13 protein-coding genes are annotated in these 19,097 nt (G+C 73.3%); 3 read left to right on the top strand and 10 right to left on the bottom strand.

From position 1 onward, the window contains the following. Positions 1-52: 52 nt before the first annotated feature. The 7 genes from IE311_RS06395 to IE311_RS06365 form a co-directional block, all read right to left on the bottom strand. Positions 53-895: an HpcH/HpaI aldolase/citrate lyase family protein gene (locus IE311_RS06395; RefSeq protein ID WP_189830577.1), complete on the bottom strand. Its 843-nt coding sequence runs from the start codon at positions 893-895 to the stop codon at positions 53-55. Beyond that, positions 892-2,139, bottom strand: coding sequence for a CaiB/BaiF CoA transferase family protein (locus IE311_RS06390; RefSeq protein ID WP_189830576.1), 1,248 nt, complete (start codon positions 2,137-2,139; stop codon positions 892-894). The genes IE311_RS06395 and IE311_RS06390 overlap by 4 nt, the downstream gene beginning before the upstream one ends. Next, positions 2,136-3,056, bottom strand: a complete 921-nt coding sequence (gene rbsK / locus IE311_RS06385) for a ribokinase (protein WP_189830575.1) — start codon at positions 3,054-3,056, stop codon at positions 2,136-2,138. Before rbsK ends, IE311_RS06390 begins: the two co-directional genes overlap by 4 nt. Continuing rightward, positions 3,053-4,618, bottom strand: a complete 1,566-nt coding sequence (locus tag IE311_RS06380) for an ADP-ribosylglycohydrolase family protein (RefSeq protein ID WP_189830574.1) — start codon at positions 4,616-4,618, stop codon at positions 3,053-3,055. Before IE311_RS06380 ends, rbsK begins: the two co-directional genes overlap by 4 nt. Beyond that, entirely contained in the window at positions 4,615-5,826 is a 1,212-nt protein-coding gene (locus tag IE311_RS06375) for an ADP-ribosylglycohydrolase family protein (RefSeq protein WP_189830573.1), read from the bottom strand. Before IE311_RS06375 ends, IE311_RS06380 begins: the two co-directional genes overlap by 4 nt. Next, entirely contained in the window at positions 5,747-7,033 is a 1,287-nt protein-coding gene (locus tag IE311_RS06370) for an ADP-ribosylglycohydrolase family protein (protein ID WP_373313768.1), read from the bottom strand. Before IE311_RS06370 ends, IE311_RS06375 begins: the two co-directional genes overlap by 80 nt. 413 nt (positions 7,034-7,446) lie before the next feature. Beyond that, positions 7,447-8,442, bottom strand: a complete 996-nt coding sequence (locus IE311_RS06365) for an ADP-ribosylglycohydrolase family protein (RefSeq protein WP_189830572.1) — start codon at positions 8,440-8,442, stop codon at positions 7,447-7,449. Between the two features lie 253 nt (positions 8,443-8,695). On the opposite strand from IE311_RS06365, the gene IE311_RS06360 reads away from it, so the two are divergent. From IE311_RS06360 to IE311_RS06350, 3 genes are all read left to right on the top strand, one after another. Continuing rightward, positions 8,696-9,424, top strand: coding sequence for a VIT1/CCC1 transporter family protein (locus IE311_RS06360; RefSeq protein ID WP_189830571.1), 729 nt, complete (start codon positions 8,696-8,698; stop codon positions 9,422-9,424). 666 nt (positions 9,425-10,090) lie between these two features. After that, positions 10,091-14,650 (top strand): glutamate synthase large subunit, encoded by a 4,560-nt coding sequence (gene gltB, locus IE311_RS06355; RefSeq protein ID WP_189830570.1) that lies wholly within the window; start codon positions 10,091-10,093, stop codon positions 14,648-14,650. Further along, positions 14,643-16,103, top strand: coding sequence for a glutamate synthase subunit beta (locus IE311_RS06350; RefSeq protein WP_189830569.1), 1,461 nt, complete (start codon positions 14,643-14,645; stop codon positions 16,101-16,103). Before gltB ends, IE311_RS06350 begins: the two co-directional genes overlap by 8 nt. A gap of 161 nt (positions 16,104-16,264) precedes the next feature. On the opposite strand, the gene IE311_RS06345 is transcribed toward IE311_RS06350, so the two are convergent. Genes IE311_RS06345 through IE311_RS06335 form a run of 3 tightly spaced genes read right to left on the bottom strand, consistent with a single transcriptional unit; the run spans position 16,265 to position 19,001 of the window. Then, the gene (locus tag IE311_RS06345) at positions 16,265-17,155 is read right to left on the bottom strand and encodes an alpha/beta hydrolase (protein WP_189830568.1); all 891 of its coding nucleotides are present in this window, start codon (positions 17,153-17,155) and stop codon (positions 16,265-16,267) included. Then, a complete protein-coding gene (locus IE311_RS06340; protein ID WP_229901754.1) occupies positions 17,152-17,877 on the bottom strand; it encodes an SDR family NAD(P)-dependent oxidoreductase in 726 nt (241 codons plus the stop codon). The genes IE311_RS06345 and IE311_RS06340 overlap by 4 nt, the downstream gene beginning before the upstream one ends. Beyond that, positions 17,874-19,001 carry an LLM class flavin-dependent oxidoreductase gene (locus IE311_RS06335; RefSeq protein ID WP_189830567.1) on the bottom strand — a complete coding sequence of 376 codons (1,128 nt, stop codon included), beginning with the start codon at positions 18,999-19,001 and terminating at the stop codon, positions 17,874-17,876. Before IE311_RS06335 ends, IE311_RS06340 begins: the two co-directional genes overlap by 4 nt. Positions 19,002-19,097 lie beyond the last annotated feature (96 nt).

Here is a 19,097-nt window from a genome sequence, read left to right as displayed (position 1 = left end):
GCCGGGACCGAGAGGTCCCGGCGGCCCTTTCGCATGCGAGGGGGTACGGGTGTCAGGCCGTCCGGGCCGCCAGGGCGAGGACCCGGTGGGCGCCCTGCACGACCGCCGCGTCGACGAAGCGGCCGTCCGGGAGGGCCAGCGCGCCCGGCTCCGTGCCGGCCGCCTCGACCACCTCCCGGGCCGCGTCGATCTCCTCGGGGGTGGGCAGGTAGGCGCGTTCGATGACCGGGAGCTGGCGGGGGTGGACGGCCGCCCGGCCGAAGAAGCCCAGGGCCCGGCCCCGGGCACAGCCGGCCGCCAGTGCCTCCAGGTCGGCGATGTCGGGATGGACCGACTGGGCCGGGGGCGGGAGGCCGGCCGCGCGGGCCGCGACCACCACCCGGCCCCGCGGCCAGTCGAGGCCGCTGTCCTCCCGCACCCCCAGGTCGGCGCGGAGGTCCGCCTCGCCGAGCGCGATGCCGCGCACGGCCGGATGGGCGGTGGCGATCGCGTAGGCGTGCTCCACGGCGAGGGCGTTCTCCAGGAGCGGGTAGAGGGGGAGACCCGGGGCGAGCTCGGCGATCCGGTGAATGTCGGTGGCGTGTGTCACCTTGGGAACCCGGAGACCGTGAAGGCCGGGGAGGAGGGCCAGGGTGGGGATGTCGCGCGGGGTGTGGACGCGGACGTGGATCGGCACGGGGTGCGGGTCCGCGAGCAGATCGGCCGTGGCGTCGAGGGCGTACGCCTTGCGGTGCGGGGCGACCGCATCCTCCAGATCGACGATCACGACGTCGGCGCCGGAGACCAGCGCCTTGCGGACGACCTCGGGGCGGTCGCCGGGGGCGTACAGCCAGGTGAGGGGGGCGGCGGGGCGACTCCGGCCGGCCGCGTCCCCGGTGCCGCTCGTCGGGCTCATACCGCCCCCTGCTCACGGAGGGCGTCGATCTCGGCGGGGGTGAGGCCGAGTTCGGAGAGGACGGCGGTGGTGTCGGCTCCGTGCGGGCGGCCGGACCAGCGGATCCCTCCGGGCGTCTCGGAAAGGCGGAAGAGGACGTTCTGCATCTTGATCGGGCCGAGTTCGGGGTCCAGCACCTCGGTCACGGTGCCGAGCGCCCGGTACTGGGGGTCGGCGACGACGTCCCGGACGTCGTAGACCGGGGCGATCGCCGCCTCCGCCTTCTCGAAGGCCGCCATCGCCTCCTCGCGGGTGCGGCGGGCGATCCACGCGCCGACCGCCTCGTCCAGGACGTCCGCGTTCTCGGCCCGCCCCGCGCCGTCGCCGAACCACGGCTCGTCGATCAGATCGGGGCGGCCGACCAGCACCATGACGCGTTCGGCGATGGACTGGGCGGAGGTGGAGACGGCGACCCAGGAGCCGTCGGAGGTCCGGTAGGTGTTGCGCGGGGCGTTGTTGCGGGAGCGGTTGCCCGTCCGGGGCTGGACGTAGCCGAGCTGGTCGTACCAGAGGGGGTGGGGTCCGACGACCGCGAGCATCGGTTCGATGATCGCCATGTCGACGACCTGGCCGCGTCCGGTCGTGGTCCTCGCGGTGAGGGCGGTCATCACCGCGTACGCCGTGGCCAGGGCGGCGATCGAGTCGGCCAGACCGAAGGGGGGCAGGGTGGGCGGACCCTCGGGCTCGCCGGTGATGGCGGCGAAGCCGCTCATCGCCTCGGCCAGGGTGCCGAAGCCGGGGCGGTGGGAGTACGGGCCGAACTGGCCGAAGCCGGTCACCCGGGTCAGGACGAGACGCGGGTTGACCGCGGACAGCTCCTCCCAGCCCAGACCCCAGCGCTCCAGGGTGCCCGGGCGGAAGTTCTCCACGATCACATCGGCTTCGGCGGCCAGCGCGAGGAGGGTGTCACGGCCGCCGGGCGAGGACAGGTCGAGGGTGATCGCCCGCTTGTTGCGGCCGAGGACCTTCCACCAGAGACCGATGCCGTCCTTGGCGGGGCCGTGGCCGCGGGACGGGTCGGGCTTGCGGGGGTGCTCGACCTTGACGACGTCGGCGCCGAAGTCGCCGAGCATCGTCGCCGCGAGCGGACCGGCGAAGAGGGTCGCGAGATCCAGGACACGCAGACCGTGCAGGGGGGCCCGCGGCGTGGAGGCGGCCGAGGGGAGGGACGGGGCCGTGGTGGGGGACTGCGGAGCGACGGTCATACGGGGTCGGCCTCCTTCTGGGCGAGGGAGCCGAAGGCCGCCTCGATCTCGGTGCGGAACGGCATCGACGTCGACGCGCCCTCGCGCTGCACGGAGAGCGCGGCGGCGGCCTGCGCCCAGGCGAGGGCCTCCGGAGCGGGACGGCCCTCGCCGAGGGCGACCGCCAGCGCGCCCACGAGGGTGTCACCCGCCGCGGTGGTGTCCACGGCCAGGACGCGGGGTGCGGGCACCATGACCGGATCGGCGCCCCGTACCGCGTACAGGCTGCCCGCCGCCCCCAGGGTGACGACCACCTCGGGGACGTCCCGGAGCAGGGCCAGAGCGGCCTCGCGCGGGTCGGTCAGTCCGGTGAGCGCGGCGGCCTCGTGCTCATTGGGCACCAACAGGTCGGTGGTGGCGAGGAGTTCGGGGGGCAGCGGCCGGGCGGGCGCCGGGGTGAGGACGGTGCGGACACCGAGACGGCGGGCGGTCGCGGCGCCCTCCACGACGACGGAGAGGGGGAGTTCGAGCTGGAGGAGCAGGGCGTCCGCGGTGCCGATGAGGGCCTCGTCGCCGTGGTCGAGGGAGGTGACGGTGCCGTTCGCGCCGGGGATCACGACGATCGCGTTGCCGCCCGCGTCGTCGACGACGACATGGGCGGTGCCCGAGGCGCCCTCGGCGGTGCGCAGCAGGTCGGTGTCGACCGAGCAGTGCTCCAGGTTGGCCCGCAGGCGTTCGCCGTAGTCGTCCGCGCCCACCGCGCCGATGAACGACACCTCGCCGCCGGCGCGGGCGGCGGCGACGGCCTGGTTGGCGCCCTTGCCGCCCGGGATCGTACGGAAGGAGCGGCCGGTGACCGTCTCCCCGAGGGCGGGGGCCCTCGGCACATAGGCGACGAGATCCATGTTGGTGCTGCCGAGTACGACGATGCTGGTCATGGGCGTACTGCCTCCAGGTGGGTCAGTTCGGCCAGGGAGTCGAAGCCGATGCCGTCGAAGGGCGCGACCGAGGTCGCGAGACGGTTCTTGAGGGGAGAGGTCCAGCGCTCGGGCAGCCGGTCGGGATGCCCGGCGAGCAGGCCGGCGACCGAACCCGCGGTGGCGCCGTTGGAGTCCGTGTCCCAGCCGCCCGAGACGGCCGCGCAGACGGAGCGGGAGAAGTCGCCGTCGGCGTGGGTGAGGGCGGCGGCGAGCAGAGCGGCGTTGGGGACGGCATGCACCCAGTGGTACCCGCCGAGTTCGGCGTGCAGCCGGTCGACGACGGTGTCGAAGTCGGCGGTGTCGCGCGCGTGTCCGATCCCGCTGCGGACTGCCCGTGCGAGGCGGGAGCGCGGCGGGATCACGGCGAGTCCCCCGGCGAGCGCCCGGTGGACGTCGGCGGTGCCGGTCGCGGCGGTGGCGAGGGTGGCGGCGACGAACATGGCGCCGTACACGCCGTTCGCCGTGTGGGTGAGCACCGCGTCCCGGTACGCCTGTCCGGCGGCGCCGACCGGGTCGCCCGGGTGGGTCCAGCCGTGGACGTCGGCCCGGATCTGGGCGCCGATCCACTCGCGGAAGGGATTGCGGTGGACGGCGGTCAGCGGGGGTTCGACGCCGTCGAGGAGATTGCGGTAGGCGACGCGCTCGGCCGTGAAGGTGCGGCCGGCGGGCAGCTCGTCGAGCCAGAGGCGGGCGACGTCGGCGGTGGTGAAGTCGCGGCCGTACCGCTGGAGCAGCAGCAGGTTGAGGAGCGGGTAGTTGAGGTCGTCGTCCTCGGGCATCCCGTCGATGTTCTCGGCGAGGGAGGTGGTGGCGGAGCGCCGGTTCCAGGGGTGGGCGGCGAGCAGCTCGGGCGGGACGCCGCGGGCGGTGAACCAGTCGGAGAGGGGCCAGTTGCCGGTGGCGCGGGCGAGGGCGCGGATCGCGGGGAGGGGGAGCTTCTCGACGGGCTTGCCGAGAAGGCAGCCGGCGGCTCGGCCGAGCCAGGCGGCGTGCAGCCGGTCACGGAGCGCGGTGTCCGTCCCCGCACCGCCGGATCCCGGGGCTCCGCCCGCGGGCCCCCGGAAGCGCGGCGTTTCGCGCGGCGGGCGGTCACGAGTGCCTGGCGGTGGGGGTGGGGGAGGGCTCTGGTGGGCGGCGTGCGGGGAGCCGGGGCCGGGCACGGGCGCCGGTGCCCGCCCGTCCTGCCCGGGGGGACGCCCGTCCTGCCCCGGGGGGCGCCCGTCCGCGACGGTCCGGGCGGCGCCGTGGAGTGCCAGGGCCCGAATCCCGGGGAGGCCCGTCGGCTCGTGGGGGGACAGGGGGGAGGGGAGCGTCGCCAGGGAGTCCAGGAGGTGTTCGGCCAGCGGGCGGAGGTCCGGGCGGGGAGTGGCGGACGCGCCGGCGGTGGGCGGGGCGGGGAGGCCGCCCGCCCGCTGCCAGCGGGCGGCCACCTCCCGTGCGTCGCGGCCGTCCTCGCCCGCCTGGCGGAGTTCGTGGCCCACCAGGTCCTCCGGCTGGACCCAGGTCAGACGGAGGTTCATCGGGGCGCGCCCGTCAGGGTGGCGAAGGCCGCTTCGTGGGCCCGGCGGCGCTCCCTGTCGTGGGCGAAGATCTCCCGGGCCACCTCCGTCAGCGCCTTCGCCGGGGAGTGGACGTCCAGACGGCTCGCCTCCGCCACCTGCTTCGCCCAGTCCGACGGCACCGCCGTCTCCCCGTGCAGCGCGCCCACGATCGCGCCCGCCATCGTGGCGACCGAGTCGCAGTCACGGCCGTAGTTGACCGCGCCGAGCACCGTACGGCGGTAGTCGCCCTCGCCGACCAGCAGCATGCCGAGGGCGATCGGCAGCTCCTCGATCGCGTGGAGACGGGACGGTCGCCGGGCGCCGAGGGAGGGCGAGCGGTAGTCGGGGCCGACCGAGTCGAAGGGGGCCACCGCCGTGCGCAGGGGGGCCAGCGCCGACTCGAAGTCCCGGTGCCGGGAGGCCACTTCCGCCACCGCCTCGATCGCCGACCGGGTGCCGTCCTTCGCCAGGGCGAGGGCCGTGTCGACGACCGACGTGGGTGTGGCGCCCGGTACGCACGCCGCCGCCACCGCCGCCGCGAACACGCCCGCCGCCTCGCGGCCGTACGAGGACTGGTGCGCGCCCGCGACATCGAGGGCCTCGGCGTACGCGGCCTCCGGATGGGCCGCGTTCACGAGTCCGACCGGGGCCATGTACATCGCCGCACCGCAGTTGACGATGTTGCCGTCGCCGGCCTCGCGCGGGTCCGCATGGCCGTAGTGGAGCCGGGTCACGATCCACTTCTCGGCGAGGAAGATCCGCTGGAGCGGCAGCGCGTCCGCCTCCAGCTCCGGGATCCAGACCGGCGAGCCCATGAGTTCGGGCACGAGATGGTCCGCGACCGCGTACGCGTCGAGGTGGCCGCGGACCTTCTCGTACACCCGGATCAGGGCATGGGTCATCAAGGTGTCGTCGGTGACGTGTCCGTCGCCCTTGTGGTACGGGGCGATGGGGCGGGCGGTACGCCACTCGGCGCCGTTCCAGGGGCCGACGATCCCGGTGACGCGTCCGCCGTGGCGCTCCACGATCTGCTCGGGGGTGTAGCCCTCGACGGGGCCGCCGAGCGCGTCGCCGACGGCGGCCCCCACGAGACTGCCGGTGATCCGGTCATCCAGTGCGGGTGTCGCTCCGGGTGTCACCACGGGTGTCGTGGTCGGTGGCGATACGGGTGCCGTTGTGGGTGTCATGTCGGAATTGTCCACCCGGGGTGGTCGGTTCCGTGGCTGCGAGCAGCCCGGCGAGTTCGACCAGATCCGTGCCCGCGAGCCGGGGCAGCGCGCAGCCCGCCAGCGTCCGGCACGCCGCGCGCCAGGTCGCGGGCACCGAACGGCCCCCGCCCAGCGCCCCGGTGAGCGCGCCCGCGAGCGCGGGCGCGGAGTCGGCGACCCGGGAGAGACAGACCGCGGCCGGCACGGCTGCCGCCATCTCGCCCCGGGCGGCGGTGGCGAGCGCGAGCGCGACCGGGACCGTCTCGGCCGCGGCGATGCCGTAGCTGTAGACGTGGTCCACGATCTGGTGCTCCAGGAGCGGGACCAGCTCGAAGGCCGAACCCGCGGTCTCCGCCAGCTTCACCGCGTACCGGGCGTTGCGGCCGATCTCGGTGACGGGCGGGAGTTCGGCGAGCGCCGCACCGACGGCCTCCTCGACCGTCGCCCCGCCGAGCGCCGAGGCGACGGCGGCCGCCATCGCGCGGGCGCCGTGGACTCCGTCGCCGTCCTGGGTGTACCGGGCGTCGAACTCGGCGAGTTCGGCGGCGGCGCGGGGGTCGCCGGGGTGGACCACGGCCAGGACGGCGGCCCGGACGCAGGCCGCGTCGTCGAAGAAGTGCGGATTGTCGTGGCCGGTGGCGGGTGGACGCAGACCGGTCGCGAGATTGCCGAGGCCCGCGCGGACGGAGATCCGGGCGCGGAGCGGGAGAACGGCGGACTCGACCTCCGGTGCGCGGTCGGCCGCGGCGGCGACCTGTCCCGCGAGGGCGTTCCAGGCGAGGTCGACGGCGGCGCGGAGGCGACGCTCCGGGGGGAGGCCGGTGAAGACCGGGCCCGAGGCGGTGAGGATCGCCTCGGCGGTGAAGGCCGCCCACTCTGCGTCGTCGGAGGGACCGAGGCGGAGGGGCTCGGGGGGCTGGTTGAGGGCGATGGGGACGGGGAGGGTGGTCGTGGCGTTCTGCTCGGCGAAGGTGTCGAGCTCACGGGTGAGACGACGGGTCCACTCGGGCATACGGGCGGCACGATGCCTGGCGGCGGGCCAGCCGGCGGCGTCGCCCGAGGCGAGGCCGAGGAGGAGGCCTTCGACGGCGTCCCGGTCCGCACTGCGGGGGGCCTCCGGCCGGGGGGCCCGGTGGGCGCCGCCCCACGAACCGGTGCCGCGCACCGGGGCGGCCGCCTGTGGCACGAGGTCCGGCGGGCCGGCGTCCGGCGGCGGCACGAGGGCCGGCGGGACGGAATTCGGCGCCGAGGCGGGGGCCTGTGGTGCGAGGGCGGTGGGGTCGGCGTTCGGTGCGGGGGCCTGTGGTGCGAGGACCGGCGGGTCGGTGTTCGGGGCCGGGGTCTGTGGTGCGAGGCCCGGCAGGTCGGCGTTCGGTGCCGGTGGTGCGAGGTCCGGTGGGTCGGCGTTCGGCGTCGGTACCGGTGGCGCGAAGTCCACGGGGGCGGAGCCCGGTACCGGCGATCGGTCCAGGGGGGTGCCGAGCAGGGAGCCGTGACCCGCCGTCAGGGGCTGCGCCCACCCGTCCCGGTCCGCGGGACGAGGCTCCGCGGTGGTGGCGGCGACCGTGCCCGCGGTGTCCGTCGTCGTGTCCCCACTCATCAGGATTCCCCCTCCGGGGTCAGAAGGTCTGCTACGTCCAGGACGTGGTAGCCGCGCATCGACGGGAGGCAGCTGCCGGTCACCGGCGCGATGGCCCGCGCCCATTCCTCGGGGATCGCCGACGCGCCCGCCATCGCGCCGGCCAGGGCGCCCGCCACCGCCGCCGTGGTGTCGGCGTCGCGGCCCATGTTGACGGCCGTGAGGACCGCCGTACGGAAGTCGCCCCGCGCCGCCGCGAAGGCGCCGAACGCCAGGCCCACCGCTTCCGGGGCCAGGTCCGTCCAGGGGTAGCCGCCGATGACGACCGCCGAGCGGACCTGGCGTTCGCGGGTGAGGGGGTCCGGCTGGACGCGCTGGGCGGCGACGACCGCGCGGCGCAGTGAGCGGGCCGTCCACGAGTCCATCGGGACCGCGGAGAGGGCCGCGGCGATCACGGAGGTGACGCCCGCTCCCGCCATCGCCGCCGCGACGCCCGCCGCGACCGCCTGGCCGCCGTAGATGCCCTCGCCGTCGTGGCTGACGCTGCCGTCGATGGCGACGAGCCGGGCCGCCTCCGCCGGGCGGCCGGCCGCGAACACCCCGAACGGTGCCGCGCGCATGGCGAGACCGTCGCTCCAGGCGTGCCGGTGCTGGGCGGAGATGGGGGCGGCGAGGCCCCGGCGGAGGTTCTCCAGGGTGCCGCGCTCCGAGAAGCCCGCGCCGCGGAACGGGCCTTCGTCGAGGTCGGCGATCCAGTGGTGCCAGGCCCGTTCGACGTGGTGGACGGTGAGGGCCGAGCCGTGCCGGGCGAGGAGCAGCGCCGAGAAGATGGCGTACTCGGTGTCGTCCGTGCCGGCCGGGCTGTCCGTGACGAAGCCTTCGATCCGGCCCCAGCGGCGGCGGATCTCGGAGGGCCGCATGTTCTCGGCGGGCGCGCCGAGCGCGTCGCCGACGGCGAGGCCGAGAAGTGCCCCTCTCGCCCGTTCACGCGTGTCGCGCGCCGTGGTGGTCACCATGGTCGTGGCCCCTTCCTCGGTGGGGGCGCGTCGATGGCGCCCGCTGCCTGGATCTGTGCCACCACGGGCCGCGAACTCGCCGAAGAAACGTCTCTGTCACCCGCCTGACACCTCGCCAGAACCCGGTTCCCGCAGCAAGGCACGCCTTAGTAAGTACGGCCTGCCTTGCTGGCGGGCCCCTTACATCGCGCGTATTTTCGAGGGTGTTGGGGGCGGCGGGTGCAACCCGGCCCGCCGGAACGAGGGGAGAGCCATGTCCATCATCGAAGCTCAGGCGCCACTGCACGAGGCCCACCGCGACAACCACACGCACCGTGACGTGAACGGCGGTTGGCTGCGTCCGGCGGTCTTCGGCGCGATGGACGGACTCGTGTCCAACCTCGCCCTGATGACCGGCGTCGCCGGTGGCGCGGTCTCCACGCAGACCGTCGTCATCACCGGCCTCGCCGGACTCGCGGCCGGCGCCTTCTCGATGGCCGCCGGCGAATACACCTCCGTCGCCTCGCAGCGCGAGCTCGTCCAGGCGGAACTGGACGTCGAGCGACGTCAGTTGCGCAAGCACCCGGTCGACGAGATGGAGGAGCTCGCGGCGCTCTACGTCTCCCGGGGCGTGGAGCCCGCGCTCGCCCGCGAGGTCGCGATGCAGCTGTCGCGGGACCCGGAGCAGGCGCTGGAGATCCACGCCCGCGAAGAGCTCGGCATCGACCCGGACGACCTCCCGTCGCCCACCGTCGCCGCCGTCTCGTCCTTCGGCTCCTTCGCGCTCGGCGCGCTGCTCCCCGTGCTGCCGTATCTGCTGGGGGCGACCGCGCTCTGGCCGGCCGTCCTGCTCGCGCTCCTCGGGCTCTTCGCCTGCGGCGCGCTCGTGGCCCGGGTGACCGCCCGCGGCTGGCTCTTCAGCGGACTGCGCCAGCTCGTCCTCGGCGGCGCGGCCGCCGCCGTCACCTACGGGCTCGGCATGCTCCTCGGGGCCGCGCTGTAGGTCCTCTCCCGTGGATCTCGCCCGGCCCGCGCGAGGCGAGCCGGCCCGCGCGAGGTACCCCGGCCCCCGAGAGGCGCCCCGGCCCGCGAGAGGCGACCTGGCTCCTGAGGGGCGACCCGGCTCCCGAGAGGCGACCCGGCCCCCGCGGGGCCGGTGCGGATTCCGTACCCCCGCAGAAGACCGAGAGGCTCCCCAAAGGGGCTTCTCGGTCTTTTCGTGCTCTCTTTTCGGCGCAGAGGCCGCGAAAGGGCTGTGACGTATATCCCTGGCCCGATCCGCCGCAGCGATGAGACACTATGCAGGACGCCACATATGTAGCCGGTTACCCGGCGGTTTCGAACCCATGACCAACGGGAATGAGGCATGAGCGTCGCTGGGCAATGAAGCCCACACAGTGACGGGTCGCCGAAGACCCGGAGATCCTCCGGATCGACTCGATCCGTCCCCGCGAGGCAGGCCTCTGACCTCGCAAACCACAGGTGAACCCACACCACCGCTCCGTGTCGGTGGTGTCCGCATGCTGGAACGAGCTATCCACTTCGCGAGAAGCCAGCCATCATGTAACCTGCACGAAATTTCGCGGAGGGCCAACGTCGTCCCTCGGCAGCAGCTCCCCCAGACGTGGTCTGGGAGGTGCCCCCAGCCACGACGACGACGGGAGAGCCGATGCGTTCCGACGCCTGGTCGCCCATGGACGGTCGCCCTGCTCCGCAGGGGATGTACGACCCCCGTAACGAACACGACGCCTGTGGTGTCGGGTTCGTGGCCACCCTCACCGGTGTAGCCAGCCACGCGCTGGTCGAGCAGGCGCTGACCGTACTGCGCAACCTCGAGCACCGCGGCGCCACCGGCTCCGAGCCCGACTCCGGTGACGGCGCCGGCATCCTTTTCCAGGTCCCGGACGCCTTCCTCCGCGAGGTCGCCGGCTTCGACCTCCCCGAGGCCGGCGCGTACGCCGTCGGCATCGCCTTCCTCCCCGAGGACGGCACCGACGAGACCACCGCCAAGATCGAGGCGATCGCCGCCGAAGAGGGCCTGAACGTCCTCGGCTGGCGCGAGGTCCCCGTCGCCCCCGAGCTGCTCGGCGCCTCCGCCCGCGCCACCATGCCGGTCTTCCGCCAGCTCTTCGTCGCCGACGGCGAGACCTCGGGCATCGCGCTCGACCGCAAGGCCTTCGTCCTGCGCAAGCGCGCCGAGCGCGAGGCCGCGACCTACTTCCCGTCGCTCTCCGCCCGCACCATCGTCTACAAGGGCATGCTGACCACCGGCCAGCTCGAGCCCTTCTTCCCGGACCTGTCGGACCGCCGCTGCGCCACCGCCGTGGCCCTGGTCCACTCCCGGTTCTCCACCAACACCTTCCCGAGCTGGCCGCTGGCCCACCCGTACCGCTTCGTCGCCCACAACGGTGAGATCAACACCGTCAAGGGCAACCGGAACTGGATGACCGCCCGCGAGGCCCAGCTCGACTCCACCGTCTTCGGCGAGGGCTCGCTGGACCGGATCTTCCCGATCTGCACCCCGGACGCCTCCGACTCGGCCTCCTTCGACGAGGTCCTGGAGCTGCTCCACCTCGGCGGCCGCTCCCTGCCCCACGCGGTCCTGATGATGGTCCCGGAGGCGTGGGAGAACCACGAGACCATGGACCCGGCCCGCCGCGCCTTCTACCAGTACCACTCCACGATGATGGAGCCCTGGGACGGCCCGGCCTGCGTCACCTTCACCGACGGCGTCCAGGTCGGCGCGGTCCTCGACCGCAACGGTCTGCGCCCCGGCCGCTACTGGGTCACCGACGAGGGCCTCGTCGTCCTCTCCTCCGAGGTCGGCGTCCTCGACATCGACCCCGCCAAGGTCGTCCGCAAGGGCCGCCTCCAGCCCGGCAAGATGTTCCTCGTCGACACCGCCGAGCACCGCATCGTCGAGGACGACGAGATCAAGGCCGCCCTCGCCGCCGAGCACCCCTACGAGGAGTGGCTGGAGACCGGCGAGATCGAGCTCTCCGACCTCCCCGAGCGCGAGCACATCGTGCACACCCACGCCTCGGTCACCCGCCGCCAGCAGACCTTCGGCTACACCGAGGAAGAGCTCCGCGTCATCCTCGCCCCGATGGCCCGCACCGCCGGCGAGCCCCTCGGCTCCATGGGCACGGACTCGCCGATCGCGGCCCTGTCCGCCCGCCCGCGGCTCCTCTTCGACTACTTCACCCAGCTGTTCGCGCAGGTCACCAACCCGCCGCTGGACGCCATCCGTGAAGAGCTCGTGACCTCGCTGCGCTCCTCGCTCGGCCCCGGCAGCAACCTGCTCGAGCCCACCTCCTCGACGTGTCGCAGCGTCACCCTGCCGTTCCCGGTGATCGACAACGACGAGCTGGCCAAGCTCATCCACATCAACGCCGACGGCGACATGCCCGGCATGAAGGCCGCGACCCTCTCCGGCCTCTACCGGGTCTCCGGCGGCGGCGAGGCCCTCGCCGCCCGCCTCGACGCCATCTGCGCCGAGGCCGACACCGCCATCGAGGGCGGCGCCCGCCTCATCGTGCTCTCCGACCGGCACTCCGACGCCGAGCACGCGCCGATCCCCTCGCTGCTGCTCACCGCGGCCGTCCACCACCACCTCATCCGCACCAAGCAGCGCACCAAGGTGGGTCTGCTGGTCGAGGCCGGTGACGTCCGCGAGGTCCACCACGTCGCCCTGCTCATCGGCTACGGCGCCGCGGCGGTCAACCCGTACCTCGCCATGGAGTCCGTCGAGGACCTGGTCCGCGCCGGCACCTTCATCGAGGGACTGGAGGCCGAGCAGGCCATCCGGAACCTGATCTACGCCCTCGGCAAGGGCGTCCTCAAGGTCATGTCCAAGATGGGCATCTCCACCGTCGCCTCCTACCGCGGCGCCCAGGTCTTCGAGGCCGTCGGCCTCGACGAGACCTTCGTCGCCACGTACTTCAACGGCACGGCCACCAAGATCGGCGGCGCCGGTCTCGACGTCGTCGCCAAGGAGGTCGCCGCCCGCCACGCCAAGGCGTACCCCGTCTCCGGCGTCCCCTCGGCGCACCGCGCCCTGGACATCGGCGGCGAGTACCAGTGGCGTCGCGAGGGCGAGCCGCACCTGTTCGACCCGGAGACCGTCTTCCGCCTGCAGCACGCCACGCGCAACAAGCGGTACGACATCTTCAAGCAGTACACGGACCGGGTGAACGAGCAGTCGGAGCGCCTGATGACGCTCCGCGGCCTCTTCGGCTTCACGTCGGACCGCCCCGCGATCTCCGTCGACGAGGTCGAGCCGGTTTCCGAGATCGTCAAGCGCTTCTCCACCGGCGCCATGTCGTACGGCTCCATCTCCCGCGAGGCGCACGAGACCCTCGCCATCGCCATGAACCAGCTGGGCGCCAAGTCCAACACCGGTGAGGGCGGCGAGGACCCGGACCGCCTCTACGACCCGGCCCGCCGCTCCGCGATCAAGCAGGTCGCCTCCGGCCGCTTCGGCGTCACCAGCGAGTACCTGGTCAACGCCGACGACATCCAGATCAAGATGGCCCAGGGCGCCAAGCCCGGCGAGGGCGGCCAGCTGCCCGGCCACAAGGTCTACCCGTGGGTCGCCAAGACGCGTCACTCGACGCCCGGCGTCGGCCTCATCTCGCCGCCGCCGCACCACGACATCTACTCCATCGAGGACCTGGCTCAGCTGATCCACGACCTCAAGAACGCCAACCCGGTCGCCCGCATCCACGTGAAGCTGGTCTCCGAGGTCGGCGTCGGCACGGTCGCCGCCGGTGTCTCCAAGGCCCACGCGGACGTCGTCCTCATCTCCGGCCACGACGGCGGAACGGGCGCCTCGCCGCTCACCTCGCTGAAGCACGCCGGCGGTCCCTGGGAGCTCGGCCTCGCCGAGACCCAGCAGACCCTGCTGCTCAACGGGCTGCGGGACCGGATCGTCGTCCAGACCGACGGCCAGCTCAAGACCGGCCGTGACGTCGTCATCGCCGCGCTGCTCGGCGCCGAGGAGTTCGGTTTCGCGACCGCGCCGCTCGTCGTCTCCGGCTGCGTCATGATGCGCGTCTGCCACCTGGACACCTGCCCGGTCGGCATCGCCACCCAGAACCCGGCGCTGCGCGACCGGTTCTCCGGCAAGGCCGAGTACGTCGTCAACTTCTTCCAGTTCATCGCCGAAGAGGTCCGCGAGATCCTCGCCGAGCTGGGCTTCCGCACCATCGAGGAGGCCGTCGGCCACGCCGAGCTGCTCGACACCAGCCGCGCCGTCACCCACTGGAAGGCGCAGGGTCTCGACCTGGAGCCGCTCTTCTACGTGCCGGAGCTGCCCGAGGGCGCGGTCCGCCACGCGCTGATCGAGCAGGACCACGGTCTGGAGAAGGCCCTCGACAACGAGCTGATCCAGCTCGCCGCCGAGGCCCTCAACGCCGCCTCCGCCGAGGAGGCGCAGCCGGTCCGCGCCCAGGTCGCCATCCGCAACATCAACCGCACGGTCGGCACCATGCTCGGCCACCAGGTGACGAAGCGGTTCGGCGGTGCCGGCCTCCCGGCCGACACCATCGACATCACCTTCACCGGCTCCGCGGGCCAGTCGTTCGGCGCCTTCCTGCCGAGCGGTGTCACCCTCCGCCTGGAGGGCGACGCCAACGACTACGTCGGCAAGGGCCTCTCCGGCGGCCGCGTGATCGTCCGCCCCGACCGAGGCGCCGACCACCTCGCCGAATACTCGACCATCGCGGGCAACACCATCGGCTACGGTGCGACCGGCGGCGAGCTGTTCCTCCGCGGCCGCACCGGCGAGCGCTTCTGCGTCCGCAACTCCGGAGCCCTGGTCGTCTCGGAGGGCGTGGGCGACCACGGCTGCGAGTACATGACCGGTGGTACGGCGGTCGTCCTCGGCGAGACCGGACGCAACTTCGCGGCCGGCATGTCGGGCGGTGTCGCCTACGTCGTCGACCTCGACCGGGACAACGTCAACTCCGGCAACCTGGGCGCGATCGAGGCCCTGTCGGACGCCGACAAGGACTGGCTGCACGATGTCGTGCGCCGCCACCACGAGGAGACCGGCTCCACGGTCGCCGAGAAGCTCCTTGCCGACTGGACCGCGACCGCGGACCGGTTCAGCAAGATCATCCCCACCACGTACAAGGCAGTGCTCGCCGCCAAGGACGCCGCTGAGCTCGCCGGTCTCTCCGAGGCCGAGACCACCGAGAAGATGATGGAGGCGGCGACCCATGGCTGACCCCAAGGGCTTCCTGACCACCGGTCGCGAGGTCGCCGAGACCCGCCCCGTGGGCGAGCGCGTCAGGGACTGGAACGAGGTCTACGTCCCCGGCTCCCTGCTGCCGATCATCAGCAAGCAGGCCGGCCGCTGCATGGACTGCGGCATCCCGTTCTGCCACAACGGCTGTCCCCTCGGGAACCTGATCCCCGAGTGGAACGACTACGCCTACCGCGAGGACTGGTCGGCGGCGCAGGAGCGTCTGCACGCCACCAACAACTTCCCGGAGTTCACCGGCCGACTGTGCCCGGCGCCGTGCGAGTCCGCGTGCGTGCTCGGCATCAACCAGCCGGCCGTCACCATCAAGAACGTCGAAGTCTCCATCATCGACAAGGCCTGGGACGCCAACGACGTCAAGCCGCAGGTGCCCGAGCGCCTGTCCGGCAAGACCGCGGCCGTCATCGGCTCGGGCCCGGCGGGTCTCGCCGCCGCCCAGCAGCTGACCCGGGCCGGCCACACCGTGGTCGTGTACGAGCGTGCCGACCGCATCGGCGGCCTGCTGCGCTACGGCATCCCCGAGTTCAAGATGGAGAAGCGGCACATCAACCGCCGCATCGAGCAGATGCGCGCGGAGGGCACCAAGTTCCGCACCGGCATCGAGATCGGCCGCGACCTGACATCGACGGACCTGCGCAAGCGGTTCGACGCCGTGGTCATCGCCGCCGGTGCCACCACCGCCCGCGACCTGCCCGTCCCGGGCCGTGAGCTGGCCGGCATCCACCAGGCGATGGAGTACCTGCCGCTCGCCAACAAGGTCGTCGAGGGTGACTTCGTGACCCCGCCGATCACGGCCGAGGGCAAGCACGTCGTCGTCATCGGCGGCGGCGACACCGGCGCCGACTGCGTCGGCACGGCCCACCGCCAGGGCGCGGCCTCGGTCACGCAGCTGGAGATCATGCCGCGACCGGGCGAGGACCGGAACGCCAACCAGCCCTGGCCGACCTTCCCCATGCTGTACAAGGTCACCTCCGCGCACGAGGAGGGCGGCGAGCGGGTCTACTCCGTCTCCACCACCCACTTCGAGGGCGACGAGGACGGCAACGTCCAGTTCCTCCACCTCGTCGAGGTCGAGTTCGTCGCGGGCAAGCTGACCCAGAAGCCGGGCACGGAGCGCAGGATCCCCGCCCAGCTGGTCACGCTCGCGATGGGCTTCACCGGCACGGACGTCGAGAACGGCCTGGTCGCCCAGTTCGGTCTGGACCTCGACGAGCGGGGTAACATCGCCCGTGACGCGGACTTCGCCACCAACGTCGATGGCGTGTACGTCGCCGGAGACGCCGGCCGTGGCCAGTCGCTCATCGTCTGGGCCATCGCCGAGGGCCGCTCCGCCGCCCGCGGTGTGGACCGCTTCCTGACCGGCGCGAGCTCGCTGCCGGCCCCGATCCGCCCGACGGACCGTTCGCTGACGGTCTGATCCGACCGGATCACCCGAGAAACGTCCCGTACAACGACGTACGGAACTGAGCGCGGCGCCCCCCGAATGTCCCCGACCGGACGACTGGGTGGGCGCTGTTGCGCGTTCGCGGTCCGGGCGTGCTCACGAGGTGCGGGGTGGGGTGGATCCGAGCACCGTGCTCACGCGGTCCGGGGCGGGACGGATCCGGTCGTGGACAGCCAGGCCGCCGCCGCGTCCAGCGCCGCGTCCGCCTCCGGCAGCAGCCCCGCCCCGCCCAGGAAGCCGTGGAACACACCCGTGTGCAGGTGGACCTCGGTGCGCACACCCGCCGCTGAGAGGCGGCGGGCGTAGGCGAGGCCCTCGTCGCGCAGGGGGTCGCAGTCGGCCAGTACCAGGAGGGTCGGCGGGAGGCCGGAGACCTCGGCCGCCAGGCCGGGGGAGGCCGCGGTCGGGTCGCCGTCCGGGCCCATGTACTGCCGCCAGTACCAGCGCATGTGCGCCGTCGTGTGGAAGTAGCCCTCCGCGAAGTCGTGGGCCGATCGTCCCTCCATACGGTGGTCGAGGGCCGGGTGGACGAGGAGCTGGCCCGCCACACGCGGGCCGTCTCCGTCGCGGGCGCGGAGGGCCGCCGCCGCTGCCAGGTTCCCGCCGCTGCTGTCGCCGGCCAGGAACAGGGGGCGCCCCGGACAGCGGTCGGCCGCCCACTTCAGGGCCGTGCACACATCGTCCTCGGCCGCCGGGAAGCGGTGCTCGGGCGCGCGCCGGTAGTCGACGGAGACGACGGTGGCGCCGGTACGGGAGGCGAGCGCGCGGCACGTCCGGTCGTGGGTGTCCGGATCGCACAGGACCCAGCCGCCGCCGTGGGCGAAGACGACGACGAGGTCGGCCGTGCCCTCGTACACGCGGACGGGGACTCCGCGCGCCGAGGCGGAGGAGGCCGGCGGGATGTCGCCGAGGCGGGCCCGGGCCGCCGCCCGGAGGGCCTCCGGGCCCGCCTCGGGGCCGGGGAAGCCGGCCGTCATCGCGTCGCAGAGCGCGCGGGCGGCCGGGGTGAGGGGATCGGTCGTCATGCGGTGAGACCTCCGTCGATCGTGAACTCGGCGCCCGTCACGTACGAGGACCTGTCGGAGAGCAGAAAGGCGATCAGCTCGCCGACCTCCTGGGGGCGGCCCATCCGGCCGAGCGGCAGGTGCGACCAGTCCCTCTCGGCGACCGCCGCCGTCATGGGGGTGTCGACGGCGCCGGGGTGCACCGAGTTCACCCGGACGCCGTACCGGGCGAGGTCGCGGGCCGCCGAGCGGCTGAGACCCCGCAGACCGAACTTGCCCGCTCCGTAGGCGGCGTGGCCGGGGACTCCGGTCAGGCCGGCCGTCGACGACACGTTCACGATCGAGCCTCCCCCCGCCTCCCGGAGCGAGGGGAGGGCGGCCTGGATGCCGAGGAAGGGGCCCAGCAGGTTGACCCTGAGGAGGAGTTCGAAGTTCTCGTACGTCTCCGACTCCACGGGCGCCGTTCGCCACAGGGCCGCGTTGTTGACGAGCCCGTCGATCCTGCCGTACGTGGAGACCGCCGTGTCCGTCACGGCCCGCCAGTCGTCCGCCGACGTCACGTCGTGACGGACGAAGACCGCCGCCCCGCCGAGCTCCGCCGCGACCGCCCGGCCCTCCGCCTCCCGTACGTCGGTGAGGACGACCCGTGCCCCGTACGCCACCAGGAGGCGGGCCTCGGCCGCGCCCTGGCCGCGGGCCGCGCCCGTCACGATCACGACCCTGCCGTCCAGGACGCCGCTCACGCGGATGTCTCCGGTGCGCGGAAGTGCGGGATGACCTTCGTGCCCCACTGGCGGATGGTCTCCAGACAGACCTCCTGCGGCACGGTGCCCATCTGGATCAGGCACATCACCTCGTCGACGCCGATCTCCCGGAGCCGCTCGACGTAGGCGATCGCGGTGGCGGAGTCCCCGTAGGCGTGGTCGGTGTTGTAGGTGCCGGTGTCGACGGGCCGGGCGGGGACGTTCGCCTCGTGCAGCCGGGCGATCAGCGCGTCCCGTTCGAGGGCGAGGGCGCCGGTGTGGTCCTCGTCCTCCGCGTAGCCGGTGGGTGCGGGGGCGCCGCCGTACCAGTGGGCGATCGACTCGGCGAAGAAGCGCTGGCCGCGGGTGCCGAGCCGGCGGGCGCGGTCGGCGTCGTCCAGGACGATCGTCGGGCAGAGCGCGGAGAAGTGGTCGTTGACCTCGGTGGAGACGAGCCGCGACCCGTCCCGTGCGGCGACGGCCTCGTCGTACACCGTGCGCATCGCGCGGACGTCGTCGGCGCCCGCGAACCCCATCACGAGCGCGCCGATGCCGAGTTCGGCGGCCTGCCGAAGCGACTCGTGCCGGGAGCAGGCCATGAAGAGCGGGGGATGGGGGAGCTGGGCGGGGCGGGGCAGGACCGCGCCGGGGCCGATGTCGAGGGAGCCGTGCCACTCGAACTCGGGCTCGCGCCACGCGGCGGCGAGGATCCGCAGCGCCTCCTCCGTCTGCGGCCGGGTGTCCTCGGGGCGCACCCCGAACATCCGCATCTCCTGGCGGGTCGCGCCCCGGCCGGCGCCGATGTCGACCCGGCCGCCGGAGAGCACGTCGAGCATGGCGGCGCGTTCGGCGACCCGGACGGGGTGCTGGTAGCCGAAGGGCATGGTGACCACGCCGTGGCCGACGCGGATGGTCCGGGTGCGGGCGGCGACCCAGGTCAGGAAGATCTCGGACGCGCTCATGTGGGCGTACTGGGTGAGGGAGTGGTGCTCGACCGCCCAGACGCGGTCGAAGCCCATCTCCTCGGCGAGGACGGCCTGTTCGACGCAGTCGTGGAGGACGCGGTGTTCGCGGGCGGGGGTGGGGTCGACGAGCTGTGCTTCGAAGATCATGGAGAACTTCAACGGGAGCTCCTCCCAGGGCGATGGTGCGACCGGGGTGCAGGACTATACCTAATCGAAATACTTCTAACAGGTATAGATGGAGGAGGGAAGGGTGGC

The sequence above is a fragment of the Streptomyces zaomyceticus genome, from assembly GCF_014656215.1.
Taxonomy (GTDB): domain Bacteria; phylum Actinomycetota; class Actinomycetes; order Streptomycetales; family Streptomycetaceae; genus Streptomyces; species Streptomyces zaomyceticus.
The sequence above is the reverse complement of the archived record's forward strand: the minus strand, read 5'-3'. Positions and strand labels throughout refer to the sequence as shown.